24 protein-coding genes and 1 pseudogene are annotated in these 25,873 nt (G+C 52.8%); 15 read left to right on the top strand and 10 right to left on the bottom strand.

Going from position 1 to position 25,873, the window contains the following annotated elements; genetic code table 11:
• Positions 1 to 64: 64 nt before the first annotated feature.
• Together brnQ and proY are read left to right on the top strand one after the other, a co-directional pair.
• Positions 65 to 1,384, top strand: a complete 1,320-nt coding sequence (brnQ, locus tag UC14_RS18005; RefSeq protein WP_013576677.1) for a branched-chain amino acid transport system II carrier protein — start codon at positions 65 to 67, stop codon at positions 1,382 to 1,384.
• A 156-nt stretch (positions 1,385 to 1,540) separates the two neighbouring features.
• On the top strand, positions 1,541 to 2,971 hold the full coding sequence (proY, locus tag UC14_RS18000) for a proline-specific permease ProY (protein ID WP_013576676.1): 1,431 nt from the start codon (positions 1,541 to 1,543) through the stop codon (positions 2,969 to 2,971).
• A 127-nt stretch (positions 2,972 to 3,098) separates the two neighbouring features.
• On the opposite strand, the gene ggt is transcribed toward proY, so the two are convergent.
• The 3 genes from ggt to UC14_RS17985 form a co-directional block, all read right to left on the bottom strand.
• A complete protein-coding gene (ggt, locus tag UC14_RS17995) occupies positions 3,099 to 4,850 on the bottom strand; it encodes a gamma-glutamyltransferase (protein ID WP_037036799.1) in 1,752 nt (583 codons plus the stop codon).
• 257 nt (positions 4,851 to 5,107) lie between these two features.
• A complete protein-coding gene (locus tag UC14_RS17990; RefSeq protein ID WP_013576674.1) occupies positions 5,108 to 5,710 on the bottom strand; it encodes a peroxiredoxin C in 603 nt (200 codons plus the stop codon).
• A 224-nt stretch (positions 5,711 to 5,934) separates the two neighbouring features.
• Positions 5,935 to 6,516 carry an ACP phosphodiesterase gene (locus tag UC14_RS17985; RefSeq protein WP_013576673.1) on the bottom strand — a complete coding sequence of 194 codons (582 nt, stop codon included), beginning with the start codon at positions 6,514 to 6,516 and terminating at the stop codon, positions 5,935 to 5,937.
• Positions 6,517 to 6,650: 134 nt separating this feature from the next.
• Here UC14_RS17985 and queA point away from each other — a divergent pair, with 134 nt between their 5' ends.
• The 5 genes from queA to secF all read left to right on the top strand — a co-directional run bounded on the left by queA (position 6,651) and on the right by secF (position 12,314).
• A complete protein-coding gene (queA, locus tag UC14_RS17980; protein WP_112198140.1) occupies positions 6,651 to 7,721 on the top strand; it encodes a tRNA preQ1(34) S-adenosylmethionine ribosyltransferase-isomerase QueA in 1,071 nt (356 codons plus the stop codon).
• Between the two features lie 114 nt (positions 7,722 to 7,835).
• Positions 7,836 to 8,960, top strand: a complete 1,125-nt coding sequence (tgt, locus tag UC14_RS17975) for a tRNA guanosine(34) transglycosylase Tgt (RefSeq protein WP_013576671.1) — start codon at positions 7,836 to 7,838, stop codon at positions 8,958 to 8,960.
• 161 nt (positions 8,961 to 9,121) lie between these two features.
• Positions 9,122 to 9,454, top strand: a complete 333-nt coding sequence (yajC, locus tag UC14_RS17970; protein WP_013576670.1) for a preprotein translocase subunit YajC — start codon at positions 9,122 to 9,124, stop codon at positions 9,452 to 9,454.
• A gap of 27 nt (positions 9,455 to 9,481) precedes the next feature.
• Positions 9,482 to 11,329: a protein translocase subunit SecD gene (secD, locus tag UC14_RS17965; protein ID WP_015690312.1), complete on the top strand. Its 1,848-nt coding sequence runs from the start codon at positions 9,482 to 9,484 to the stop codon at positions 11,327 to 11,329.
• Between the two features lie 73 nt (positions 11,330 to 11,402).
• On the top strand, positions 11,403 to 12,314 hold the full coding sequence (secF, locus tag UC14_RS17960) for a protein translocase subunit SecF (protein ID WP_049804364.1): 912 nt from the start codon (positions 11,403 to 11,405) through the stop codon (positions 12,312 to 12,314).
• A gap of 81 nt (positions 12,315 to 12,395) precedes the next feature.
• Here the strand turns inward: secF and UC14_RS17955 are convergent, their stop codons facing one another.
• Positions 12,396 to 12,959, bottom strand: a complete 564-nt coding sequence (locus UC14_RS17955; RefSeq protein WP_112198139.1) for a DUF3251 domain-containing protein — start codon at positions 12,957 to 12,959, stop codon at positions 12,396 to 12,398.
• A gap of 160 nt (positions 12,960 to 13,119) precedes the next feature.
• On the opposite strand from UC14_RS17955, the gene nrdR reads away from it, so the two are divergent.
• From nrdR to pgpA, 6 genes are all read left to right on the top strand, one after another.
• Entirely contained in the window at positions 13,120 to 13,569 is a 450-nt protein-coding gene (gene nrdR / locus UC14_RS17950; RefSeq protein WP_013576666.1) for a transcriptional regulator NrdR, read from the top strand.
• 9 nt (positions 13,570 to 13,578) lie between these two features.
• Positions 13,579 to 14,715: a bifunctional diaminohydroxyphosphoribosylaminopyrimidine deaminase/5-amino-6-(5-phosphoribosylamino)uracil reductase RibD gene (ribD, locus tag UC14_RS17945; protein ID WP_112198138.1), complete on the top strand. Its 1,137-nt coding sequence runs from the start codon at positions 13,579 to 13,581 to the stop codon at positions 14,713 to 14,715.
• A gap of 123 nt (positions 14,716 to 14,838) precedes the next feature.
• Positions 14,839 to 15,309, top strand: a complete 471-nt coding sequence (gene ribE, locus UC14_RS17940; RefSeq protein ID WP_013576664.1) for a 6,7-dimethyl-8-ribityllumazine synthase — start codon at positions 14,839 to 14,841, stop codon at positions 15,307 to 15,309.
• Between the two features lie 20 nt (positions 15,310 to 15,329).
• The gene (nusB, locus tag UC14_RS17935) at positions 15,330 to 15,743 is read left to right on the top strand and encodes a transcription antitermination factor NusB (protein WP_013576663.1); all 414 of its coding nucleotides are present in this window, start codon (positions 15,330 to 15,332) and stop codon (positions 15,741 to 15,743) included.
• Between the two features lie 165 nt (positions 15,744 to 15,908).
• On the top strand, positions 15,909 to 16,895 hold the full coding sequence (thiL, locus tag UC14_RS17930) for a thiamine-phosphate kinase (RefSeq protein WP_013576662.1): 987 nt from the start codon (positions 15,909 to 15,911) through the stop codon (positions 16,893 to 16,895).
• Between the two features lie 62 nt (positions 16,896 to 16,957).
• Positions 16,958 to 17,452, top strand: coding sequence for a phosphatidylglycerophosphatase A (gene pgpA, locus UC14_RS17925; protein WP_015690311.1), 495 nt, complete (start codon positions 16,958 to 16,960; stop codon positions 17,450 to 17,452).
• 69 nt (positions 17,453 to 17,521) lie between these two features.
• On the opposite strand, the gene UC14_RS17920 is transcribed toward pgpA, so the two are convergent.
• The 4 genes and pseudogenes from UC14_RS17920 to xseB form a co-directional block, all read right to left on the bottom strand.
• Complete coding sequence (locus UC14_RS17920) at positions 17,522 to 18,496, bottom strand: aldo/keto reductase (RefSeq protein ID WP_112198137.1); 975 nt, start codon at positions 18,494 to 18,496, stop codon at positions 17,522 to 17,524.
• 152 nt (positions 18,497 to 18,648) lie between these two features.
• A pseudogene (gene dxs / locus UC14_RS17915) lies at positions 18,649 to 20,512 on the bottom strand (1-deoxy-D-xylulose-5-phosphate synthase).
• A gap of 18 nt (positions 20,513 to 20,530) precedes the next feature.
• Entirely contained in the window at positions 20,531 to 21,460 is a 930-nt protein-coding gene (gene ispA / locus UC14_RS17910; RefSeq protein WP_112198136.1) for a (2E,6E)-farnesyl diphosphate synthase, read from the bottom strand.
• A gap of 5 nt (positions 21,461 to 21,465) precedes the next feature.
• On the bottom strand, positions 21,466 to 21,708 hold the full coding sequence (gene xseB / locus UC14_RS17905; protein ID WP_013576657.1) for an exodeoxyribonuclease VII small subunit: 243 nt from the start codon (positions 21,706 to 21,708) through the stop codon (positions 21,466 to 21,468).
• Positions 21,709 to 21,984: 276 nt separating this feature from the next.
• Between xseB and thiI the strand changes: the two genes are divergently transcribed.
• Positions 21,985 to 23,433, top strand: coding sequence for a tRNA uracil 4-sulfurtransferase ThiI (thiI, locus tag UC14_RS17900; RefSeq protein ID WP_013576656.1), 1,449 nt, complete (start codon positions 21,985 to 21,987; stop codon positions 23,431 to 23,433).
• Positions 23,434 to 23,499: 66 nt separating this feature from the next.
• On the opposite strand, the gene yajL is transcribed toward thiI, so the two are convergent.
• Positions 23,500 to 24,108 (bottom strand): protein deglycase YajL, encoded by a 609-nt coding sequence (gene yajL, locus UC14_RS17895; protein ID WP_112198135.1) that lies wholly within the window; start codon positions 24,106 to 24,108, stop codon positions 23,500 to 23,502.
• Positions 24,071 to 24,982: a 2-dehydropantoate 2-reductase gene (panE, locus tag UC14_RS17890; protein WP_112151721.1), complete on the bottom strand. Its 912-nt coding sequence runs from the start codon at positions 24,980 to 24,982 to the stop codon at positions 24,071 to 24,073. The genes yajL and panE overlap by 38 nt, the downstream gene beginning before the upstream one ends.
• 240 nt (positions 24,983 to 25,222) lie before the next feature.
• On the opposite strand from panE, the gene UC14_RS17885 reads away from it, so the two are divergent.
• Positions 25,223 to 25,714: a YajQ family cyclic di-GMP-binding protein gene (locus tag UC14_RS17885; protein ID WP_013576652.1), complete on the top strand. Its 492-nt coding sequence runs from the start codon at positions 25,223 to 25,225 to the stop codon at positions 25,712 to 25,714.
• The last annotated feature ends 159 nt before the right edge of the window (positions 25,715 to 25,873 follow it).

The following is a 25,873-nucleotide window of genomic DNA, read 5'->3' as shown; positions in this document are numbered from 1 at the left end:
ACGACGTGGCACGACGGCAGCATCGGACACTTTATTCATTTGAACAGGCAACACGACACCCATCATGAGTACTCGTTTAACAAATAAAGATATTCTGGCGCTGGGTTTCATGACCTTCGCCTTATTCGTCGGGGCGGGGAATATTATTTTCCCGCCAATGGTTGGTTTGCAGGCAGGTCATGACGTCTGGTGGGCTGCTGCCGGCTTTATGATCACCGCAGTCGGACTTCCGGTGATGACGGTAATTGCACTCGCACGCGTTGGCGGCGGTGTGGATGCCCTGAGTACGCCAATTGGTCGTGGTGCCGGTATTCTTCTGGCCACTGTGTGTTATCTGGCTGTTGGCCCGCTGTTTGCCACGCCACGCACGGCAACCGTTTCTTTTGAGGTGGGTATCGCACCGATGACCGGTGACGGCCCGCTGCCTCTGCTGATTTATAGCGTGATCTATTTCTCCCTGGTCATCGGCATTTCCCTGTATCCGGGACGTTTGCTTGATACTGTCGGCCATTTCCTCGCGCCGCTGAAAATGGTGGCGCTGGCTGCACTGGGTATTGCTGCCGTACTTTGGCCAGCCGGTTCTCCGATGCCAGCGGTGGATGCTTACCAGACAGTGCCGTTCTCCAGCGGTTTCGTTAACGGCTATCTGACCATGGATACGCTGGGCGCGCTGGTGTTCGGTATTGTTATCGTCAATGCCGCGCGTTCCCGTGGTGTATCTGATGCCAAACTGCTGACCCGTTATACCGTGCTGGCAGGGCTGATTGCCGGTCTGGGTCTGATGCTGGTTTACCTGAGCCTGTTCAAGCTCGGCGAAAACAGCGCTTCACTGGTGCCTGATGCGACCAATGGTGCGATTATTCTGCATGCCTATGTGGCACATACCTTCGGCGGTGTGGGCAGCTTCTTCCTTGGTGCGCTGATTTTCATCGCCTGCATGGTGACGGCGGTTGGCCTGACCTGTGCCTGTGCGGAATTCTTTGCTCAGTATCTGCCACTGTCTTACAAAACACTGGTCTTCATTCTGGGTCTGTTCTCCATGCTGGTGTCCAACCTGGGCCTGAGCCATCTGATTGCGATTTCAGTACCGGTACTGACGGCGATTTATCCGCCATGTATCGCGCTGGTTGTGCTGAGTTTCACCCTGCGCTGGTGGAACAGCACCACGCGTATCGTGGCGCCGGTCATGCTGGTAAGCCTGGTGTTCGGCATTGTTGATGGTATTAAGGCGTCTGCTTTTGTTGACCTGATGCCAGCTTGGACCGCAAACCTCCCCCTGGCTGCACAAGGTCTTGCCTGGTTACCCCCGTCATTATTAATGCTGGTACTGGTCGGGATTTATGACAAAATCAGCGGCCCGCGCAGCGTTACCGCGCACCAATGATCATCGGGTGAATGTTCGAAGACATAAAAGCATGATCGTCTGACGAATGTTTCGCCAATCAGGCCACGGAGAACCCTTCCGTGGCTTTTTCATTGGCAGGCTAAAAGTCATTTTTTAGAATACGATTTTTGATATTTAAAAAAACAACACGGGTTAATGCACATGCAGCAAGAAGCTGAACAACCAATAGCGCAGAACGAAGCGCCGGGCACGAAGTTAAAACGTGGCCTGACAACGCGCCATATCCGCTTTATGGCACTGGGCTCAGCCATCGGAACTGGTCTGTTTTATGGCTCGGCAGATGCGATTAAAATGGCCGGGCCGAGCGTATTGCTGGCGTATCTGGTCGGTGGGATTATCGCGTTTATCATCATGCGTGCTCTTGGTGAGATGTCGGTTAACAACCCGCAGAGCGGTTCATTTTCGCGTTATGCGCAAGATTACCTCGGGCCGATGGCGGGTTACATCACCGGCTGGACGTACTGTTTCGAAATCCTGATCGTCGCCATCGCTGATGTAACCGCGTTCGGCATTTATATGGGCGTCTGGTTCCCGGATGTGCCGCAATGGACCTGGGTGCTCAGCGTGGTATTGATCATCGGCGCGATCAATCTGGTCAGCGTGAAAGTCTTCGGCGAGCTGGAGTTCTGGTTCTCCTTCTTTAAAGTGCTGACCATCATCATCATGATCGTGGCAGGCTTTGGGATTATCTTCTGGGGTATCGGCAATGGCGGGCAGGCGACCGGTATCCACAATCTGTGGAGTCATGGTGGCTTCTTCAGTCAGGGCATCATGGGGACGATTTTGTCCTTACAACTGGTGATGTTTGCTTACGGCGGCATCGAGATCATCGGGATCACGGCCGGTGAAGCGGAAGACCCAAAGAAATCTATTCCGAAAGCCATCAACTCAGTACCGCTGCGTATTCTGGTATTTTATGTGGGTACGCTGTTTGTGATCATGTCTATTTTCCCGTGGAATCAGGTGGGGACGCAGGGCAGTCCGTTCGTGCTGACTTTCCAGCACATGGGCATTACTGCTGCGGCGACGATCCTGAATTTTGTGGTGATTACCGCGTCGCTTTCTGCCATTAACAGTGATGTGTTCGGCGTGGGCCGTATGCTGCACGGAATGGCAGAGCAGGGGCAGGCACCGAAAATGTTCAGCAAGGTATCGCGTCTGGGCACGCCGTGGGTCACCGTTCTGGTGATGATGGCGGCACTGCTGGTGGCGGTTTATCTGAACTACGTCATGCCATCGGCTGTGTTTCTGGTGATTGCGTCTCTGGCGACCTTCGCAACGGTCTGGGTGTGGATTATGATCCTGTTCTCGCAGATTGGTTTCCGTCGCAAACTGAGCAAACAACAGGTGAAAGAGCTGGAGTTTCCGCTGCGTGGCGGCGTTTATACCTCGGTGTTCGGTATTATTTTCCTGGTGTTCATCATCGGCCTGATTGGTTACTTCCCGGATACCCGTATTTCGTTGTATGTGGGGATGGTTTGGGTGGTGGCGCTACTGGTCGGTTATGCCTTTAAACGCCGCAACGACCGTAAGAAAGAAGCACTGGCGCTGAGCAATAAAGCGTAAGCAAGCACTTACCTTTCGGTAAATTTTAACGCCCCCGATATCAGATGATATCGGGGGCTTTTTACTACAGGTAAGTGATCGGGGTGAATGAAGGCAGCCAATGCAGAGATAGCTTGAAGGATGCCAGTTAATAACCGATGGCGGCTCCTGCGGGACGTCGCACATCATTCGCGCCATACAGATAACCTTCGCGAACCTTGCCTGACACCGCCGAGTCATTACCTGAGTTCGCCGATGTCACACCGGCCGCACCCGGTAACCCCACCATAATCAGCTCCGTCGCACCCCATGGCGTCTGTTCCACCATTTTGTAACCCATCTTCTGCAGGATATTCAGGCTGTCCTGAGAAACGCCGCGCTGCTCGTAATACACTTCATCCGGCAACCACTGATGATGAATACGTGGCGCATCCACGGCTTCCTGTGGTGCCATGCCGTAATCGATGACATTCAGCGCCGCCTGCAGGGTAATGGTGATGATGCGCGAACCGCCAGGCGATCCCAGAACCATGAAGATTTTACCGTCTTTGGTCACCAGACTCGGGCTCATAGAGGATAGTGGGCGCTTACCGGGGGCGATGGCATTTTTGGTTCCCTGTACCAGACCGTACAGGTTTTTCTCGCCGACTTTGGTGGTGAAGTCATCCATTTCGTCATTCAGGAAGAAGCCGGTGCCCGGTGCAATCACGACAGAACCAAAGCGGCCATTCACTGTGTAGGTGGTGGACACCGCGTTACCCATTTTATCGACGATGGAATAATGCGTGGTTTCCGGTTTCTCGTGCGGTTCCATACCCGGCTGAACGGCAGTGGACGGCGTGGCTTTGTCCGCTTCTATTTTCTTACGGATTTCTTCGGCATAGCTTTTACTGACCAGCCGGTCGATCGGGTTTTTCACGAATTCCGGATCGCCGAGATAGGTATTGCGGTCCATATACGCATGGCGCATGGCTTCGGTGAGGACGTGAATCGATGCCGCTGAATTGAAGCCCATGCTCTTCAGGTCATAGCCTTCAACGATGTTAAGGATTTCACACATCGTGACACCGCCGGAGCTTGGCGGTGGCGCTGAGACAAATTTATAACCGCGATAGCTGCAGGCGATCGGGGCGTCTTCGGTGACTTTATAATTCGCGAAATCCGCTGCGGTCAGGATGCCGCCACCTTTCTTAGAGGCCGCTTCGACCGCTGCCGGGATTTTGCCTTTGTAGAACGCATCCGGGCCATGTTTCGATATGGACTCCAGCGTGTTGGCTAAATCGGTTTGTACCAGTTTGTCGCCGGGTTGCAGCGGGCTGCCGTCTTTGCGCAGGAAAATGCGCGCGGCTTCGGGATCTTCTTTGAAGCGTTTGACGGTGGTATCAAGAATATCGGTATCAGCACGGGTCAGTACAAATCCCTGACGGGCGAGTTTAATCGCCGGCGCCATTACCTGCTGGCGCGTCAGTTTGCCGTATTCTTTCTGCACGGTATCCATGCCCAATACCGTACCTGGCACGCCTGCGGCGAGATAGCCATACAGACTGGCCCCTTTCTTCACGTTGCCGTCGGCATCCAGATACATATTGGCACTGGCGGCGGCCGGGGCGGTTTCGCGGAAGTTGATGAAGGTGTCTTTACCGTCGGCAAGATGCACCGTCATGAAGCCTCCGCCACCGATATTGCCACAGCATGGGTTGACGACGGCCTGCGCGTAGCCGACAGCCACGGCAGCATCGATGGCGTTGCCGCCCATTTTCAGAATATCGACGCCGACCTGAGACGCCAGATATTGCGAGGTGACGACCATGCCATTTTTGGCTTCCACCGCGGGATTCGATGCGGCGTACAACGGCAGGCTGGTCAGCATGGCCAGCGCGATGAGTGATTTCCGTAACATAGGGGCTCCTGTCTATTACCCTGTCTTTTGAGTCATAACCTTCAGGTTATTGTGTGATAACGCTTTTTTGTTTTTTCAGTCTGACACTCTTTATGCAAACGGCACGCCATAATGAGACGGTCAGACTATTTTTCAGCGTAGACGTAAATGACCGGGAGCGGGAAGGGAAGGCGGGAAAATGTGATCGTGCCGGATAGCAGGCAAAAAAAAACGGCCAGCGAGGCTGACCGTTATTGACCGTGAAATCCGCTGAAGGATTACAGGTTTGATGCGTTTTCAGACAAATACTTAGCCACGCCATCCGGAGATGCGCCCATGCCTTTTTTGCCTTTTTCCCACTGAGCCGGGCACACTTCGCCGTGCTCTTCGTGGAATTGCAGCGCGTCAACCATACGCAGCATTTCGTCGATGTTACGACCCAGTGGCAGATCGTTAACGACCTGGTGACGAACAACGCCTTCTTTGTCGATCAGGAAAGAGCCGCGCAGTGCAACGCCAGCGTCCGGATGTTCGATACCGTAGGCTTTCTGGATTTCGCGTTTGATGTCAGCAACCATCGCGTACTTAACAGGACCGATGCCGCCTTTCTCTACAGGGGTGTTACGCCATGCGTTGTGAACGAACTCGGAATCAAAGGAGACGCCTACCACTTCTACGCCACGATTCTGGAATTCTTCGTAACGGTGATCGAAAGCGATCAGTTCAGAAGGACAGACGAAAGTGAAGTCCATTGGCCAGAAGAAGATAACAGTAGGTTTGCCTGCAGTGTGTTTTTTGAAGTTGAAGTTTTCAACTACTTCGCCGCTGCCCAGTACTGCTGCTGCGGTGAAGTCAGGGGCTGGACGAGTTACCAGAACCATATTATTACTCCTTATGAAACCCTTCCGGGCGTCGTAGGTGAGAAGGAAAGGGTGAACAAAACGACTGCCAGTATAGGGGCAACCTTCGGGTGAATAAACCCCATCGCACCAATCAATCAGATAGCATCCGGCTATCAGTCTTTGAAGTAAGTCTCAAACTTTTTAACAACTACTTTTTGTCTTGCAGAGAATTGCGGGGTAATCCACAAAATGAAGGGTATTTGTCAGATTTGCCGGTCTCTCGCCTGTTGCATCATCACCGGATAAAACTGCCAGAACAGTTGCTCGAGGGCGTCGTAATTGAGTTCGATATCATGGAAAGAGCCGGTCAGGGCGGCAAGTTTTGGCCGCCGGTTAGCCATACCGCGCAATACGTCGCCAATAAAAGGCAGCACCGCGTAACGTTCCATCCAGCGTTCAGGCCAGAGATAAGCGTTCAGATTTTGGAAACGTTCCGGCATTTCAGGTAACTGAGGTTCAATTTCCTGCTGACAGCCGTCAAGAAAATCTTCCAGTGATTGCTGCGGATGAATGCTGGCCCAGTGACGGGAAAGGAAGTGATCCCAGACGACATCGAGCGTTATCGGTGCGACGCGGCGAAAATCTTCACGGAAATAACTGCGGGCAATTTTCACTTCCGGCAGTGAATCGGTCATGACATCCACGCGGCGGTGCATGCGGATGCCGCTGACGATCTCATCAGAGAACTGACCGTCAGGATTGCCGCGAACGAAGTCTGCCAGCAGATTTCCGGTCAGTGAACTTTTGGCCAGTGAGGCCAGATGGAGGTGGGCTAAAAAATTCATTCGCGAAGTATAACGCAGGAAAGTTGATCTCCGACAGGGCAGCGGATGCCTTTATTCGCGCAGAAGCTTGCAGGGGATGCCCCGTCCCACTAGACTAAGCCGCCTGTTTTTGTCGTTAAGTGAAGTGAAAAACCATGCGTGTTGCCGATTTTTCTTTTGAACTCCCTGAATCCCTGATTGCCCGCTATCCGCAGACCCAGCGCAGCGGCTGTCGTTTGTTGTCTCTGGACGGGCCAAGCGGTGAGTTAACGCACGGCGTGTTCACTGATATTCTCGATAAAATTCATCCCGGCGATTTGCTGGTATTTAACAATACCCGCGTGATCCCGGCTCGTGTGTTTGGCCGCAAGGTCAGCGGCGGTAAAATTGAAGTGCTGGTTGAGCGCGTGCTGGATTCACACCGCGTTCTGGCCCATGTGCGTGCGTCCAAATCGCCAAAACCGGGCGCAGAACTGCTGCTCGGTGATAAAGAAGATATTAAAGCGACGATGGTGGCGCGCCACGATACGCTGTTTGAGCTGGAATTTAATGAAGATCGTGATGTCTTTACTCTGCTCAACGAAATCGGCCATATGCCGCTGCCGCCGTATATCGACCGTCCTGATGAAGATGCCGACCGTGAACTGTATCAGACCGTCTACAGCGAACGCCCGGGTGCGGTAGCTGCGCCCACCGCTGGCTTGCATTTCGATGAGCCGCTGATGGATGCGCTGAAAGCCAAAGGCGTGGAGTTCGCTTTTGTGACGCTGCATGTGGGGGCAGGCACCTTCCAGCCGGTTCGTGTGGACACCATTGAAGACCACATCATGCACGCTGAGTATGCCGAAGTGCCTCAGGACGTTGTGGATGCGGTGCTGGCCTGCAAAGCGCGTGGCAATAACGTGGTGGCCGTGGGAACAACCTCTGTGCGTTCGCTGGAAAGTGCAGCGAAGGCCAGTGAAGATGCACTGATTGCGCCATTCTTCGGCGATACCAAGATTTTCATTTATCCGGGCTATCACTATCAGGTAATTGATTCCCTGATCACGAATTTCCATCTGCCGGAATCGACGCTGATCATGCTGGTGTCGGCGTTTGCCGGGTATAAAAATACCATGAATGCTTACCATCAGGCGGTGGCTGAGCAGTACCGTTTCTTCAGTTATGGTGATGCGATGTTCATCAACCGTAACCCGCTGGCGCCGCAGGAAGTGGTCGGCCAGTAACCTTGAGTTAATAATTACCGGCCTGGTCGCACCCGGTGCATCCGGGCTTTCTCTTCCGGGCGTCATGCCACGGATTTAACCTCATCAGACTGTTTCTCTGATGCTGGAGGCAATGTGAAGTACGAATTAAGCACGACCGATGGCCGCGCACGTCGCGGGCGTCTGATCTTTGAACGTGGCGTGGTCGAAACCCCGGCATTTATGCCAGTGGGCACTTACGGCACCGTAAAAGGCATGACCCCGGAAGAAGTCAAAGACACCGGTGCACAGATTTTGCTGGGCAACACTTTCCACCTGTGGCTGCGTCCGGGGCAGGAAATCATGAAACTGCATGGCGATCTGCATGATTTTATGAACTGGCATGGCCCGATCCTCACCGATTCAGGTGGCTTCCAGGTGTTCAGCCTGGGCGCGATGCGTAAAATCAAAGAAGAGGGTGTGCATTTCCGTAACCCGATCAACGGTGACCCGGTGTTCCTCAGTCCGGAAAAATCCATGGAAATCCAAAACGATCTGGGTTCCGACATCGTAATGATCTTCGATGAATGTACGCCATATCCTGCTGACTGGGATTATGCAAAACGCTCGATGGAGATGTCTTTGCGTTGGGCAAAACGCAGTCGCGATCGCTTCAACGAGTTGAATAATAAGAATGCTTTGTTCGGGATTATTCAGGGCAGCGTTTACGAAGATTTACGAGATGTATCATTAAAAGGGCTGGTAGATATCGGCTTTGATGGTTACGCTGTGGGCGGCCTGGCAGTGGGCGAGCCGAAGGAAGACATGCACCGTATTCTGGAGCACGTTTGTCCGCAAATTCCGGAAGACAAACCTCGCTATCTGATGGGTGTCGGTAAACCGGAAGATCTGGTTGAAGGCGTGCGTCGCGGTATCGATATGTTTGACTGCGTGATGCCAACGCGTAACGCGCGTAACGGTCACCTGTTTGTCACTGACGGCATCGTAAAAATCCGTAATGCCAAGCATAAAGATGATACGTCGACGCTGGATGAACATTGTGATTGTTACACATGTCGCAATTATAGCCGTGCCTACTTGCATCATCTTGACCGTTGCAACGAAATTCTCGGTGCGCGGCTAAACACGATCCATAATCTGCGCTATTACCAGCGTCTGATGGCCGGTTTACGCCAGGCTATCGAAGAGGGTAAATTAGAAGCGTTTGTGACAGACTTCTACGAGCGTAAAGGCAAGCCTGTTCCGCCTTTAAACTTCTGATTTCTTTCTCGTGTCGGCATCTTCGAAAGAGGGTGCCGATTTTATAATTTCTTGGACCGGCATTATGGGGTATTGTGCGAGACGTTTCATCGCAGACTCCGGGTCGGATTCTCGGTTTGTTTTACATCAATTTGCTTCACAACAACAATGAGGGAATTTAAATGAGTCTTTTCATTTCCGATGCAGTCGCAGCGACCGGCGCACCGTCACAGGGAAGTCCTTACTCTCTGGTTATCATGCTGGTGGTTTTTGGTCTGATTTTCTATTTCATGATCCTGCGCCCGCAGCAGAAACGTTCTAAAGAACACAAAAAACTGATGGACTCTATCGGTAAAGGTGACGAAGTCATGACCACGGGTGGCCTGATTGGTCGCGTAACCAAAGTAGCCGAAACCGGTTATGTGGTTATCGCACTGAACGACACTAACGAAGTGATGATCAAACGTGACTTCGTGGCAGCAGTTCTGCCAAAAGGCACGATGAAGTCTATCTAATTTTCGATTTTCCCGAAGGGAACTGCCGTGTTAAACCGTTATCCTGCGTGGAAGTATCTGATGCTGATCGTTGTGGTCATCGTCGGGCTGCTTTATGCACTTCCCAACCTTTATGGTGAGGATCCGGCTGTTCAAATCACTGGTGCTCGGGGTTCCGACGCCAGTGAAGCAACGCTGGACCAAGTCCGTAACGTATTAGATCAAAGCAAAATCCAGATCAAATCAGTTGCTCTGGAGAATGGCGCTATTCTTGCCCGTTTTAACGACACGGATGTACAGCTTCGTGCACGTGAAGCGCTGACTGAAGCGTTGGGCGACAAGTTTGTTATTGCACTGAACCTCGCGCCGGCAACGCCGCGCTGGTTGAGCATGCTGGGCGCTGAGCCGATGAAGCTGGGCCTCGACTTGCGTGGGGGTGTTCACTTCCTGATGGAAGTGGATATGGATACCGCGCTGAGTAAGCTGCAAGAGCAGACGATGGACAATATGCGCAGCGACCTGCGCGACAAGAATATTCCTTATGCCACGGTGCGTAAGCTCGACAACTATGGCGTTGAAGTGCGTTTCCGCGATGCTGCTACCCGTGATTCTGCGGTCAGCTACCTGAGCCCACGTCACCGCGATTTAGTGATCACTAACAGTGGCGACAATGCTATCCGTGTAGTGATGACTGATGCTCGCCTGAGTGAAGCCCGCGAGTATGCCGTTCAGCAAAACATCACCATCCTGCGTAACCGTGTAAACCAACTGGGTGTGGCCGAGCCGCTGGTACAGCGCCAGGGTGCTGACCGTATCGTGGTTGAGTTACCGGGTATTCAGGATACTGCGCGCGCTAAAGAAATTTTGGGCGCGACCGCGACACTGGAATTCCGTCTGGTTAACACCAATGTAGATGCTTCTGCTGCTTCAACCGGTCGTGTGCCGGGCGACAGCGAAGTGAAAAACATGCGTGATGGCCGTCCGGTTGTTCTGTACAAACGCGTGATCCTGACCGGTGACCACATCACTGATTCCACATCCAGCATGGATGAGTACAATCAGCCGCAGGTTAACATCTCTCTCGACAGCGCTGGTGGTAACGCCATGTCTAACTTCACTAAGGATAACATCGGTAAACCGATGGCAACCTTGTTCGTGGAGTACAAAGACAGCGGTAAGAAAGATGCCAATGGCCGTGCGATTCTGGCGAAGCAGGAAGAAGTTATCAACGTGGCGACCATTCAGTCACGCCTGGGTAACAGCTTCCGTATCACCGGGGTGAACGATCCGAATGAAGCCCGCCAGTTGTCCCTTCTGTTGCGTGCCGGTGCGTTGATCGCGCCAATTCAGATAGTTGAAGAGCGTACTATCGGCCCGACCTTAGGGATGCAAAACATCACTCAGGGTCTGGAAGCGTGCTTGTGGGGTCTGGTGGCATCCATTCTGTTCATGGTGGTTTGGTACCGTAAGTTCGGCATTATCGCTACGACAGCGCTGGTTGCTAACCTGATCCTGATTGTCGGGATCATGTCTCTGCTGCCTGGTGCGACGCTGACCATGCCGGGTATTGCCGGTATCGTCCTGACGCTGGCGGTGGCCGTCGACGCCAACGTACTGATAAACGAACGTATCAAAGAAGAGCTGAAGAACGGACGTTCCGTTCAGCAGGCGATTCATGAAGGCTATAAAGGCGCGTTCTCAAGTATCGTTGATGCCAACATTACGACCCTGATCACGGCAATTATTCTTTATGCAGTGGGTACCGGTTCGATTAAAGGCTTTGCTATCACCACCGCTATCGGTGTGGCAACCTCGATGTTTACGTCGATCGTGGGGACCCGTGCCATCGTGAACCTGGTTTACGGCGGCAAACGCATTAAAAAGCTGTCTATCTGAGGAGTGCGTTGTGGCACAGCAACAACCATATACTGTTGAACAACTGAACTACGGCCGTAAAGTCATCGACTTTATGCGCTGGGACAACGTGGCCTTCTGTATTTCAGGCCTGTTGTTTATCGCATCCGTTGCGATTATGGGTGTTCGCGGGTTCAACTGGGGTCTGGATTTCACCGGCGGTACCGTCATTGAAATCAGCCTTAGCCAGCCCGCTAACCTGGACGTAATGCGTGCCGATCTGGAAAAAGCAGGATTCAAGGATCCTGTGGTTCAGAACTTCGGTAGCAGCCGTGATGTGATGGTTCGTCTTCCACCTGTATCGGGTAATGCCGGTCAGGAACTGGGAAATAAAGTCCTTAGCCTGGTGAACGCGGATATCGATAAAGACGCGACCGTGAAACGTGTCGAGTTTGTCGGCCCGAGCGTGGGGAGTGATCTGGCGCAGGCTGGTGGCATGGCCCTGCTGATGGCGTTGATCTGTATCCTGATTTACGTCGGTTTCCGTTTTGAATGGCGACTGGCGCTGGGGGCGGTAATCGCACTGGCGCACGACGTGATCATCACCATGGGCGTATTGTCACTGTTCAGGATCGAAATTGATCTGACCATCATCGCGTCCCTGATGTCAGTTATCGGCTACTCGCTGAATGACTCCATCGTGGTATCGGACCGTATTCGTGAAAACTTCCGCAAAATTCGTCGCGGGAACTCTTACGAAATCATGAACGTGTCCCTGACCCAGACGTTAAGCCGTACCATTATGACTTCAGCGACCACGCTGATGGTGGTACTGATGCTCTATATCTTTGGCGGTGCGTTGCTGGAAGGCTTCTCACTGACCATGCTGATTGGTGTGTCGATTGGTACGGTTTCGTCCATCTACGTGGCGTCCGCGCTGGCTCTGAAACTGGGCATGAAGCGTGAACACATGCTGCAGCAGAAAGTGGAAAAAGAGGGCGCTGATCAGCCTTCCATTCTTCCGTAAGTTGCCGATGGTTGTCCCGTTCGGAAAAGAAAACAAAAACCCCGCAATGCGGGGTTTTTTTTCATCTGCAACTCGTTGTCTTTACCTGGTAACGACGGGCTGTGCCTGCGGTGTCGCCACAATATTATGCAGGTGAACAAATCCCAGAGTTTCGACAGTGACCTGATTAAATTTCACATCGACCGTTTTCACCGGGCCTGGCAAGAGATCTGGCTCGACGCTAATGGTCTGGGTTTGCATATCAACAGTCAGCGGTTTGCCCGTGACCGGGTCGAGCTGCCCCCAGCTCAGAGAAGCCGTAAACGGCGGCAATGGCTGGCCCGCAGTGTTTTTGATTTCCAGCACGGCCTGTACGCCGCTGGCATCCGGGGCGACGCGGATCAACTGCACACTTAATTCACCAATATTACTTTTCAGCAAGGCGGCACTTTTGGCTGCAGGTAACAAATAGACACCATTATTTGACTGGCGGTTGAGCGTGGTTTGCTGCTCCAGCGCGATGGCCAGATCCGTCAGGCGTTGCAGTTTTTGATTGAGCTGACCGACTTCCGTTTTCAGCTCCGGGATTTGTGAATTTTGCGTCGCGCAACCCGTCAGGCTGAACAATGCGGCGCAGACCAGCAAAAGGCGTGGGTGTTTTGTCATATCAGAGACTTCCTTTCATCTGCCCGTTGAAACATTCCGTCCGGGCACCAATATTGATAGTTAAGTTTAACCCGATGTCGATGAAAGTAGCGACAGCCTTTGTTGTCGGCAAACTTCGGGTTAAACTAATGTCCAATTGAGTTCGCGATCAGGAAGTGCTATGCATTGCCCATTTTGTGCCGCTGTTGATACTAAAGTCATCGATTCCCGTCTGGTAGGCGATGGATCGCAGGTTCGCCGTCGCCGTCAGTGTCTGGTGTGCCATGAACGTTTCACCACGTTTGAAGTGGCGGAACTGGTGATGCCTCGCGTCATTAAAAGCAATGAAGTTCGTGAACCGTTCAACGAAGACAAACTTCGCAGTGGCTTTCTGAAAGCACTGGAAAAACGCCCGGTCAGTTCCGATGACGTCGAAACGGCCATCAGCCACATTAAGTCGCAGTTGCGTGCGACCGGTGAACGTGAAATTCCGGCCAAAATGATCGGCAATCTGGTAATGGACGCCCTGAAAGGGCTGGATAAAGTCGCCTATATCCGCTTTGCATCGGTGTATCGCAGTTTCGAAGATATTCGTGAGTTTGGTGAAGAAATCGCCCGTCTTCAGGATTAAGGAAAGCTGATGTCGCCTGACCAACAAGTTGCCGAAAACCCTACCGATGAACACTACATGGCGCGGGCTTTCGAGCTGGCGCGTCGCGGGCGTTTCACCACGACACCTAATCCCAACGTCGGTTGTGTCATTGTATTAAATGGCGAAATCGTCGGTGAGGGCTATCATTTGCGTGCCGGTGAACCGCATGCTGAAGTCCACGCATTACGCATGGCAGGTGAGATAGCGAAAGGGGCGACAGCCTACGTGACGCTGGAGCCGTGCAGTCATCATGGTCGCACTCCGCCGTGTGCCGATGCATTACTGGCAGCAGGTGTTGCCCGTGTTGTCGCCGCGATGCAGGATCCTAACCCGGAAGTCGCGGGGCGTGGTTTATACCGCCTCAAACAAAACGGCGTGGATGTCAGTCACGGGCTGATGCATCCGCAGGCTGAAGCCGTGAATCTGGGGTTCCTGAAACGAATGCGGACCGGTTTCCCGTATGTTCAGCTCAAAATGGGCGCGTCTTTAGATGGCAGAACTGCGATGGCCTCGGGCGAAAGCCAGTGGATCACCTCGGCTGCCGCCCGTGCTGATGTTCAGCGTTTTCGCGCTGAAAGCTCGGCGATTCTGAGCACCAGTGCCACTGTTCTCGCGGACAATCCCTCGCTGAATGTACGCTGGAGCGAACTGGGCAGTGAGGTGCAGGCGATTTATCCCGAGGAAAATCTGCGTCAACCGCTGCGGGTTATTCTCGACAGTCAGAATCGCGTGACGCCACAGCATCAGGTGGTGAATTTACCCGGTGAAGTCTGGCTGGCGCGGCTGGAAGCTGACACGCAAGTCTGGCCGGGATCCGTCGAGCAATGGCGTGTGGCCGGGCGCGACAACCGTATTGATCTGGTTCTGCTGATGATGCAACTGGCGAAACGGCAGATAAATTCCATCTGGGTGGAAGCCGGTGCACAACTGGCCGGTGCCTTATTACAAGCCGGTCTGGTTGATGAATTAATCGTTTATATGGCGCCTAAGTTATTGGGCGATAATGGCCGCGCACTGTGTGAACTGCCAGGATTGCAGCATTTGGCGGATGCCCCTGAATTTGTTTTCAATGATATCCGTCAGGTCGGCTCTGACTTACGTTTGCGCCTGAAACCGGTGTATTGAGAATTTTACTCCTCCCTGCGGAATGACTTTAAAAGCGCATGTCCAGACAGGGTAATTTTATGATAGAATCCGCCCCCCTGCGGCTGGGGTTGAGAAACTCCTGAACCCACTTTAAGGAAAACTATGAACGTTATCGAAGGTGTTGTAGCCACGCCTAACGCGCGCGTAGCGATCGCGATTGCTCGTTTTAACAATTTTATCAACGACAGCCTGCTCTCTGGCGCTGTTGATGCGTTGAAACGTATTGGTCAGGTCAGCGATGACAACATCACCGTAGTCTGGGTCCCGGGCGCATACGAATTGCCTCTGGCAACCCGCGCACTGGCTGAAAGCGGTAAGTATGATGCGGTTGTTGCACTTGGCACCGTGATCCGCGGGGGCACTGCCCACTTTGAATTTGTAGCGGGCGAATGCAGCTCTGGCCTGTCCAGCGTTGCCATGAACAGCGAAATCCCGGTGGCCTTTGGTGTGCTGACGACAGAAAGCATTGAACAAGCCATCGAACGCGCAGGGACAAAAGCCGGTAACAAGGGTGCAGAAGCTGCACTGACCGCGCTTGAAATGATTAATGTTATCAAGGCTATTAAGGCCTGAATCTAGTTAAGGGGAAATCCGTGAAACCTGCTGCTCGTCGCCGCGCCCGTGAATGTGCCGTTCAGGCGCTTTACTCCTGGCAGTTGTCGAAAAATGACATCGCCGATGTTGAATTAGAATTCCTGACCGAGCAGGATGTCAAAGACGTAGACATTGCCTATTTCCGCGAACTGCTGGCTGGTGTAGCAAACAGTGCTGAGAAACTCGATGCACTGATGGCGCCATACCTGTCCCGCCAGTTGGATGAACTGGGCCAGGTGGAAAGAGCTATTTTGCGTCTGGCTCTGTTTGAGCTGAGCAAACGCCAGGACGTTCCTTATAAAGTGGCGATCAACGAAGCTATCGAACTGGCCAAAACTTTTGGGGCTGAAGACAGTCATAAGTTCGTCAATGGTGTGCTGGATAAAGCAGGCCCACATATTCGTAAAAAGTGATCGTCAAAAAGGGTCAGCCTCGTTCACAAATGGCGACAGTCATTTTCGGTTGATTTCTGGCTCTGTTGATAATCTGGTGATGTCACTGCGTTTATCCTTTGTGTGACACCCTTCTTAAGGCCGGATTTCCGGCCTTAAGTCATTCTAACGATTTGGAAATGTACTATGGCATGCGGCGAATTTGATGTCATCACTCGCTACTTTAACCGGTTCAGAACTGCCCGGCAGGATGTGCATTTAGGCATTGGTGATGATTGTGCCTTACTGACGGTTGGCGAGAAGCAGCTATTAGCAGTCAGTACCGATACGCTGGTCGAAGGTATCCATTTTCTAAAAACTATTTCACCTTCCGACCTGGGCTATAAAGCGCTGGCGGTCAACCTGAGCGATCTGGCCGCGATGGGCGCCGATCCTGCCTGGGTTTCGCTGGCCCTGACGCTGCCGGAAGTGAACACCGACTGGTTGCAGGCATTCAGCGACAGTCTGTTTGAACAACTCAATTATTACGGCATGCAGTTGATTGGCGGCGACACTACGCGTGGCCCGCTGAGCATGACGTTAACCATTCAGGGGCTGGTGCCTGTGGGGCGTGCATTAACCCGTTCCGGTGCAGGCATTGGTGACTGGATCTTCGTCACCGGTACCCTCGGTGACAGTGCTGCGGGGCTCGCTATTCTGCTGGAACAGCTGAATGTGACTGATACCGATAACCGCGAATTTCTGCTCAAACGCCATCTGCGGCCTTCGCCACGCGTTCTGCAAGGGCAGGCGCTGCGCGATTTAGCAACATCTGCTATCGATCTTTCTGACGGGTTGATGTCGGATCTTAAACATATACTGACTGCCAGTGAATGTGGCGCGCGGCTCGATCTTGATGCGATCCCATTATCGGTTGCATTGAATAAAGTTGCCGATCCTGAGCAGGCGCTGAAATGGGCGCTGACCGGAGGCGAAGATTATGAACTTTGCTTCACTGTGCCGGAAATTAACCGCGGTGCGCTGGATGTGGCACTGAGCCATCTGGGTGTCAACTTTACCTGTGTTGGCCAGATTGCGCCGCTTTCAGAAGGTATTAAGTTTATGCGTTCTGGCGTACCGGTAGAACTTGAATGGCAAGGTTTTGACCACTTTGCCGGAGAGGAATTGTTGTGAATATTGGCCGTAAAAAACGCCCGGCGGGGTACAAGGGAAAAACCGGTGATCCGGTTCAGGACATGGCTGCGGCTAAAAAGCGTCTTGATTTGCGTAATCCGTGGCATTTACTGGCGACCGGTTTTGGCAGCGGTTTATTCCCTGTTGGTCCGGGCACTGCGGGCTCCATCGCTGCGATCCCGTTCTGGATTGTCATGACCTACCTGCCGTGGCAGGTGTATTCCATGATCGTCATGTTCAGTATTTGTATCGGGGTTTATCTTTGCCGACAGACCGCACGCGACATGCGGGTTCATGACCACGGCAGTATTGTATGGGATGAATTTGTTGGCATGTGGATCACCCTGATGGCGATCCCGGTCAACGACTGGCGCTGGGTATTGATTGGCTTTATCGTTTTCCGCGTGCTGGATATCTGGAAGCCGTGGCCGATCCGCTGGTTTGACCGCAACGTGCAGGGCGGAATGGGTATCATGATCGATGATGTGGTCGCCGGTGTGCTTGGCGCGGCCATTATCTATCTGGTCGGACATCACTGGCCGCTGGGCCTGTTTTGATCCGTTTCAGATAGTAATAAAAAAGCGTTGCCGGGTTTTCCCTGACAACGCTTTTTTTACGCGTTTATATTACTGAAAGCCGGTCGCCTGATGCGGCACATAAGCCATTTCCAGCTCGGCGATCTCTTCAATCGAAAGTTTCACCTCCAGCGCGGCAATGGCATCTTCCAGATGAGCGGGGCGCGAAGCACCGATAATTGGCGCAGTCACGACGTGTTTACTCAGGATCCACGCCAGTGCGATCTGTGCGCGTGGCACGCCATGATCTTCCGCTATTTTCCCGACACGTTCAGCAATTTTACCATCAGCTTCATCGGTGGCGTCATACAGCGTTTTAGCAAAATTATCGGAAACCGAACGTGCAGTGGTTTCTCCCCACGGACGGGTCAGTTTGCCGCGCGCCAGCGGACTCCACGGCAATACTGCAATGTTCTTTTCCAGACACAGCGGGTACATCTCGTTTTCTTCTTCACGCTGGATCAGATTGTACTGATCCTGCATCGACACAAAACTCGCCCAGCCGTTTTGCGCAGAGACATCCAGCGCGTGTTTGAATTGATGCGCATGCATCGATGACGCGCCGATAAATCGCGCCTTACCGGCTTTGACGACGTCATTCAGCGCTTCAAGGGTTTCTTCAATGGGTGTTTCGTAATCCCAGCGATGGATTTGCAGCAGGTCGACATACTCCATGCCGAGACGGCGCAGGCTGTCATCGATGGATTGCATAATCGAAGCCCGTGAAAGCCCCGGTTTTAAGCCGGTGACGGCGTTGTACACTTTGGTCGCCACGACAATCTCATCGCGTCTGGCGAAATCCTTCAGGGCGCGGCCAACGATTTCCTCGCTGCTACCGTCGGAATAGCTGTTGGCGGTGTCAAAGAAGTTAATGCCGGCATCCAGGGCCTGCTGGATGATCGGGCGACTGCTCTCTTCCGGTAACGTCCACGCATGAGTGCCGCGATCTGGTTCGCCAAAAGTCATACAACCGAGACACAGTTTCGATACTTTTAGTCCGGTTTTTCCTAATGTGGTGTATTGCATGACATCTCCTGGTAATCATGAAGTGATAACAGAAAATCATTGAAAATGATTAGCACGCTATAACTGTAGCTTAAAGCAGGGGGAGCTCGTGTGACTGAAGGGGAAAATGGAGAGGAAAATCCCCTCTTTCAGGTAGAAAGAGGGGAGGGGAATCAGGCCAGCCAGTCGGTTATCTGACGGTCAATGCCTTCGGCATCCAGTCCTAAATCGTGACGAATTTCGTCCTGCGTGCCTTGTGGCACAAAACTGTCCGCCAGACCGATATTCAGCACCGGCACCAGAATACGTCTGGACATCAGCAGTTCATTCACGCCACTGCCCGCCCCCCCCCATGATGGCGTTTTCTTCCAGTGTGACCAGCACTTCATGGCTTGACGCCAGTTCCTGAATCAGTGCTTCATCGAGTGGTTTCACAAAGCGCATATCCACGACGGTCGCGTTGCGTTTTTCCGCTGCGGCCAGCGCTTCAGGCAACAATGTACCGAAGTTAAGAATCGCAACTTTCTCGCCTTCACGACGCACGACGCCTTTACCGATTGGCAGTGAAGCCAGCGGTTCACTGGTGGCGCCGGTACCATTACCACGTGGATAACGCACGGCAACCGGCCCGCTGTTATGGTGATAACCGGTGTGCAGCATCTGACGACATTCGTTTTCGTCGCTCGGCGTCATGATGGTCATGTTTGGGATGCAGCGCAGGAAGGAGAGATCGAACGCGCCCTGATGTGTCTGACCATCCGCTCCGACGATACCACCGCGGTCGATAGCAAACAGTACCGGAAGATTCTGGATCGCCACATCGTGGATCACCTGATCATAGGCGCGTTGCAGAAACGTCGAGTAGATCGCCACAATCGGCTTGTATCCGCCAATCGCAAGGCCTGCCGCAAAGGTGACCGCATGCTGTTCGGCAATGGCCACGTCGAAATACTGCTGCGGGTATTCACGCGAGAAACGCACCATACCGGATCCTTCACGCATCGCTGGCGTGACAGCCATCAGCTTGCTGTCTTTGGCCGCGGTTTCGCACAACCAGTCGCCGAAAATCTTCGAATAGGTTGGCAGACCTTCTTTGCTTTTCGGCAACGTGCCGGAAGCCGGATCGAATTTAGGCACGGCATGGAAGCTGATCGGATCTTTTTCGGCTGGGGCGTAGCCTTTGCCTTTTTTCGTCATGATATGCAGTAGCTGCGGGCCTTTCAGGTCACGCATGTTTTTCAGCGTTTGCGCCAGCGCCACCACGTCGTGACCATCGACCGGCCCGATATAGTTAAAGCCCAGCTCTTCAAACAGCGTGCCCGGCACCATCATGCCTTTCAGATGTTCTTCGGTACGGCGCACCAGTTCTTTAATCGGTGGCAGGCCAGACAGGACTTTCTTGCCGCCTTCACGCAGACGCGAATACAGCTTGCCGGAGAGCAACTGTGCCAGATGATTATTCAGCGCGCCGACGTTTTCGGAAATCGACATCTCATTGTCGTTGAGGATAACCAGCATGTCAGGTTTGATGTCGCCTGCGTGGTTCATCGCTTCAAACGCCATACCTGCGGTGATCGCGCCATCGCCAATTACACAAACGGTACGACGACCTTTACCTTCACGTTCAGCAGCCACCGCCATGCCGAGGCCTGCGCTGATGGAGGTCGATGAGTGACCAACGGATAAGGTGTCGTATTCGCTTTCACCACGCCAGGGGAACGGGTGCAGACCGCCTTTCTGACGAATGGTGGAAATACGATCACGACGACCGGTCAGAATTTTGTGCGGATAGGCCTGATGGCCGACATCCCAGACAACGTGGTCGAACGGCGTGTTATAGACATAATGCATCGCCACGGTCAGTTCAACCGTCCCCAGACCGGACGCAAAGTGTCCGCTGGACTGACTGACGCTGGCCAATAAATATTGGCGCAGCTCATCGCAGAGCTTAGGCAAGCTCTCTTTAGGAAGTGAACGGAGATCTTCAGGATTCTCCGCCAGCGCCAGTGTCGGGTATTTGGCTAATTCAAGGCTCATCAGTTGCTCATAGTAAGTTTAATTATCGCGTTCAATGATAAAGCTGGCTAACGCGAGAAGTGGCGCTGTGTTGTAAGAAAGTGCCGCCAACTGATCCAGTACGGAAACGGCTTCCTGATACAGGTCCATGGCCTTAGCCTTTGCGCCGTCCAGCCCCAACAGGGCAGGATAGGTACTTTTTCCGAGTTGCTGGTCAGCGCCCTGGCGTTTGCCGAGCGTAGCGGTATCGCCAACCACGTCCAGGATATCGTCCTGAACCTGAAATGCTAAACCAATAGCCTGCGCGTAGTTATCCAGTATCGGTAAAACAGCACGTCCGGTTTCACCGGCAGCCAGCGCGCCCATGCGTACGGCGGCGCGGATCAGCGCACCGGTTTTATGGCGATGAATTTGTTCCAGTGCGTCGAGGCCAACCTGCTGACCTTCAGCGGCTAAATCCAGGGCCTGACCGCCACACATCCCGCTGGATCCGCTGGCGAGGGCCAGTTCGGAGATCATCGCCAGACGATCTTTTACCGCAACATCCGGCATTTCACTGTCAGCCAGAATCGAGAATGCCAGTGTTTGCAGAGCATCGCCCGCCAGAATCGCATTGGCTTCGCCAAATTTAATGTGACAGGTCGGCTGACCACGGCGCAAATCGTCGTCGTCCATGGCCGGTAAATCATCGTGTATCAGCGAATATGCATGGATGCATTCCACGGCAGCCGCAGGCGCATCGAGATTTTTCAGATCCAGACTGAACAACTGGCCGCTGGCGTAAACCAGATACGGACGCAGACGTTTACCGCCCAGCAACGCACCGTAACGCATGGCTTCAACCAGCGGTAAGTCGGCCAGCGGCAGTGCGCTGATATAGGCTGTTAATACCTCATCGACTCGCTGTTGCATTGCGCGCAGTTCATGCGTAAATCCGTCAGCGCTGGAAAGGGAGATCGCTTCAGACATGACAGTTACTCGGCTTCCGGGGTGAACGGGGTCAGCGGAGCGTCGTTGTCGCTGTCGAGCAGGATTTGAACGCGCTGTTCTGCCTGTTGCAGCTTTTGCTGCCCCTGACGCGCCAGCTGGACGCCTTGCTCAAATTCGTTGAGTGCGTCTTCTAAAGGCAACTCGCCTGATTCGAGGCGGGAAACGATCTGTTCCAGTTCGGCCAGAGCCGTTTCAAAATTGGCAGGTGGTGCAGATTTTTTTGGCATAATTCTCTTTTAATATCGTTGATCAGAATGGATGATCGAAGTACTGAGGCGGCAGAGTCAGCGCTCAGCCTCAAGAGACATTCCTGTCCAGCATGACATCTGCTGCAGGGTTTTGTGCACAGAGTACCCATTTTAAGTGATATACTCTGCGCCGCAGATATTATTGCTAAGCCCAATGTGACACAAAATGAACATTTGGCTTAGCAATAATAGGATCCTAGATCCTTATTCAGCGACTTACTACCCCGTTTTTTCACCTGCTAACAAAAGACTGCCATGAAGTTTATCATTAAATTGTTCCCTGAAATCACCATCAAGAGCCAATCTGTGCGTTTGCGCTTCATTAAGATCCTCTCGAGCAGCATTCGCAATATCGTGCGACCGCATGATGAGACGCTGGCGGTGGTCCGCCACTGGGATCATATCGAAGTTCGCAGCAAAGACGAAAGCAAACACGACCTGATTCAGGAATTGCTCTGCCGCATTCCAGGTATCCGTTATGTTGAAGAAGTTGAAGACCGTCCTTACACCGATGTCCACAACATCTTCGAGCAAGCGCTGGAAGCTTACCGTGATGAAGTGGCAGGCAAAACTTTCTGTGTGCGTGTTAAACGTCGTGGTAAACATGATTTTACGTCTACCGAGGTTGAACGCTATGTCGGCGGTGGCCTGAATCAGCACATTGAATCAGCGAAGGTCAGCCTGAAAGATCCGCAGGTCACGGTGAAACTGGAAATTAACGACGATAAGCTGGTGCTGGTGAAAAGCCGCCTCGAGGGTCAGGGCGGTTACCCGATTGGCACGCAGGAAGATGTGCTGTCACTGATTTCTGGTGGTTTCGACTCCGGTGTATCCAGTTATATGCTGATGCGTCGTGGCTGTCGTGTGCATTATTGCTTCTTTAATCTCGGCGGCGCAGCGCATGAAATCGGTGTGAAACAGGTGGCGCATTATCTGTGGAACCGTTTCGGCAGCTCGCACCGGGTGCGTTTTATCGCGGTTGATTTCGAACCGGTCGTCGGTGAAATCCTCGAAAAAGTTGAAGACGGTCAGATGGGCGTTGTCCTGAAACGTATGATGGTGCGTGCGGCGTCTTCCATTGCTGAGCGCTATGGCGTGCAGGCACTGGTCACCGGTGAAGCGCTGGGGCAGGTTTCCAGCCAGACGCTGACCAATTTGCGTTTAATCGACAATGTTTCTGACACGCTTATTTTGCGTCCGCTGATTTCTCACGATAAAGAGCACATCATCAAGATTGCCCGTGAAATCGGTACGGAAGATTTTGCGAAAACCATGCCGGAATACTGCGGTGTGATTTCGAAAAGCCCGACGGTGAAAGCGGTGAAAGCAAAAATCGAAGCCGAAGAAGCGATGTTCGATTTTGACGTGCTGGATAAAGTGGTCAGCGAAGCGCGCAATGTCGATATTCGCGAAATTGCTACACAGGCGGCGGAAGTGGTACCGGAAGTGGAAACTGTGGCTGAGTTCGTGTCAACAGACGTCGTTCTGGATGTCCGGGCACCGGATGAAGTGGAAGCCCAGCCGCTGGCACTGGAAAACGTTGAAGTGAAGCCGCTGGCGTTCTACAAACTGGCCACTCAGTTTGGCGATCTGGATCAGAACAAAACCTATCTATTGTATTGCGACCGTGGCGTGATGAGCCGTTTACAGGCGTTGTATCTGAAAGAACAGGGCTTTAACAACGTGAAAGTCTATCGTCCGTAAACGATATTCCGGATGTAAAAAAGGGGTTCAGCATCGCTGAGCCCCTTTTTACTGGCGGTAATCGGATCACGACTCCCGGGCACCTTCATCAGTATAGTTATAAATCCCCGGAGCCAGAACCAGTTGCGCGGCAATTTCCGCTGCTTTGGCTTTTCCCAGCAACAGATCGATAATTTTCAGGACAAATTCCATTGACGTGCCCGGCCCCTGACTGGTCAGAAGATTAACGCGCGGATCGAAAATCACTCGACGATCGGACCATTTATTCGGGTCAATCTTATCCTTTAAGCCCGGAAAACCGGTCATATTCCCGACCGGGAATAAATCGTGATACTCCAGCACCAGCGCCGGTGCGGCGCAGATAGCCGCAACAATTTTACCGCTGACATGCATCTGGCGCACTTTCTCTACCAGCAGCGGGCTTTCGCTGAAACAGGTTGCGCCACCGAGGCCACCGGGCAGAACGATCACGTCATGCTCATCATCTGCAACATCTACCAATGCGACATCGGCCAGAATACGCACGCCGCGCGAGCAGCGGATTTCCAGGTTGCCATCGCCTGCGACACTGGCTGTCGTGACGTTAATGCCCGCCCGTACCAGCAAGTCAATTGCGGTAACGGCTTCTATTTCTTCGCTACCAGGTGCCAGGCAGACCAGAACTGACGCGCTCATAATCGTTTTCCTTTCTCTTAATCTGTTCAAACAGGCGGGTATTCACCGGCAACATCAGGCCAAACTTACGCCCGCGGCGCAGGACATAGCCGGTAATGTAATCGATTTCGGTATGACGTTGATTACGGATATCCTGCAGCATCGACGAATGGTTAGCGGAGGTGGATTCAATCACCTGATAGACGAAGCTGAGCAAAGATTCTCTGTGAATTTCGACGCCTTCAATCGCCATCACCTGCGCGACCTCCTGACTGATTTGCTCAATCTGATCGGCATACGCCAGCAGGTCGCCGTTGGTGCAATCATACAAAGCTGTCAGCGGATTAATCACGCAGTTCACCGCCAGCTTATTCCACAGTGACGGCTTGATGTTGTCATGCCAGGCCACGTCCGGTAAGGCATTATGCAGCGTATCCGCCAGTGAACTCAGCGCCGCACCGCGCGGAGTCACCGGACCGATGTGCGTCGCTCCGGCAGCCACATGGACAATTGCGTTGCCTTCATGACGCGCCGCATGGGTCGTTGCGCCCTGCAAAATCGCCAGACGGTTAGGGGGTAATTCATCAACAGTGCCCATGCCATTATGCAGCAGTAATATCGCGCAATTATCATTAAGCATCGGCATCAGCGTGCTTATTGCGCCGGAAACCTGCCACGCTTTCAACGTGACCAGCAGTAATTCGCTTTGTGCCAGATGTTCCGGGTCGTTAGTAGGCATATTGCGATTAAAAGCAATGCCTTCCGGCGAAATAACGTTAACGGCACAAAATGGCTGCGCAATGCGGATCCAGCCCTGAACGTCGTGGCCTTGCTGATAGAGGGCCGAAAGCCAAAGTTGTCCCAGCGCACCGCAACCCAATACTGTTATTTTCATTGTGCCTCCCGGGAATTGTGGCGAAACAGGGCCATGAAATAGTTTGTTGAAAGAATATTCTGCTGTCCGGTTATCTTATTAGTATAGACATTTGTGCTGTAGATCACATTTTCACCTGCACTTTTTGACCCTCTGAGCATTTTATGTCCGGTACTTTGCTGTCGTTTGGCATCGGGGGTTGAAGGCGGTATTATGCACGCCATATAACGTGCAACACAAAAACTACAGGGAGAAGCGATTATGCCGTCTTTTGACATTGTTTCCGAAATCGACATGCAGGAAGTGCGCAATGCCGTGGAAAATGCCAGCCGTGAACTGCAAACCCGCTGGGATTTCCGCAACATTCCTGCCAGCTTCGATCTCAATGAAAAAAACGAGAGTATCAAAGTGGCCAGCGAATCAGATTTTCAGGTAAATCAGCTGGTCGATATTCTGCGTGAGAAGTTAGCCAAACGTGGCATTGAAGGCGGGGCGCTGGAAATTCCTGAGCAGATGGAGCACAGCGGTAAAACCTACAGCGTTGATGCCAAACTGCATTCCGGCATTGAATCCGCCCTGGCGAAGAAAATCGTCAAGCTGATCAAAGACAGTAAAATTAAAGTGCAGGCACAGGTTCAGGGCGACGAAGTCCGTGTTACCGGCAAAGCGCGTGATGATTTGCAGGCCGTAATGGCATTGATCCGCAACGGTGATCTGGGACAGCCGTTCCAGTTTAAGAATTTCCGCGACTGATAGCCTTCGTACTACGGTTATTTTAAAGGGACGCATTGCGTCCCCTTAATAAGATGGTCACCCCCACCCTGTGAGCGGTACGCTGACAGGGTGTTTTTCTTTCTGAAGGGGATCATCATGCAAAACGTTACGCTCATCGATATTGACCTCGGCAAGCAT

This window comes from Rahnella sp. NRRL B-41462, assembly GCF_003263525.1.
Classification (GTDB): Bacteria; Pseudomonadota; Gammaproteobacteria; order Enterobacterales; family Enterobacteriaceae; genus Rahnella; species Rahnella aceris.
This window is presented reverse-complemented; position numbering and strand designations above follow the sequence as displayed.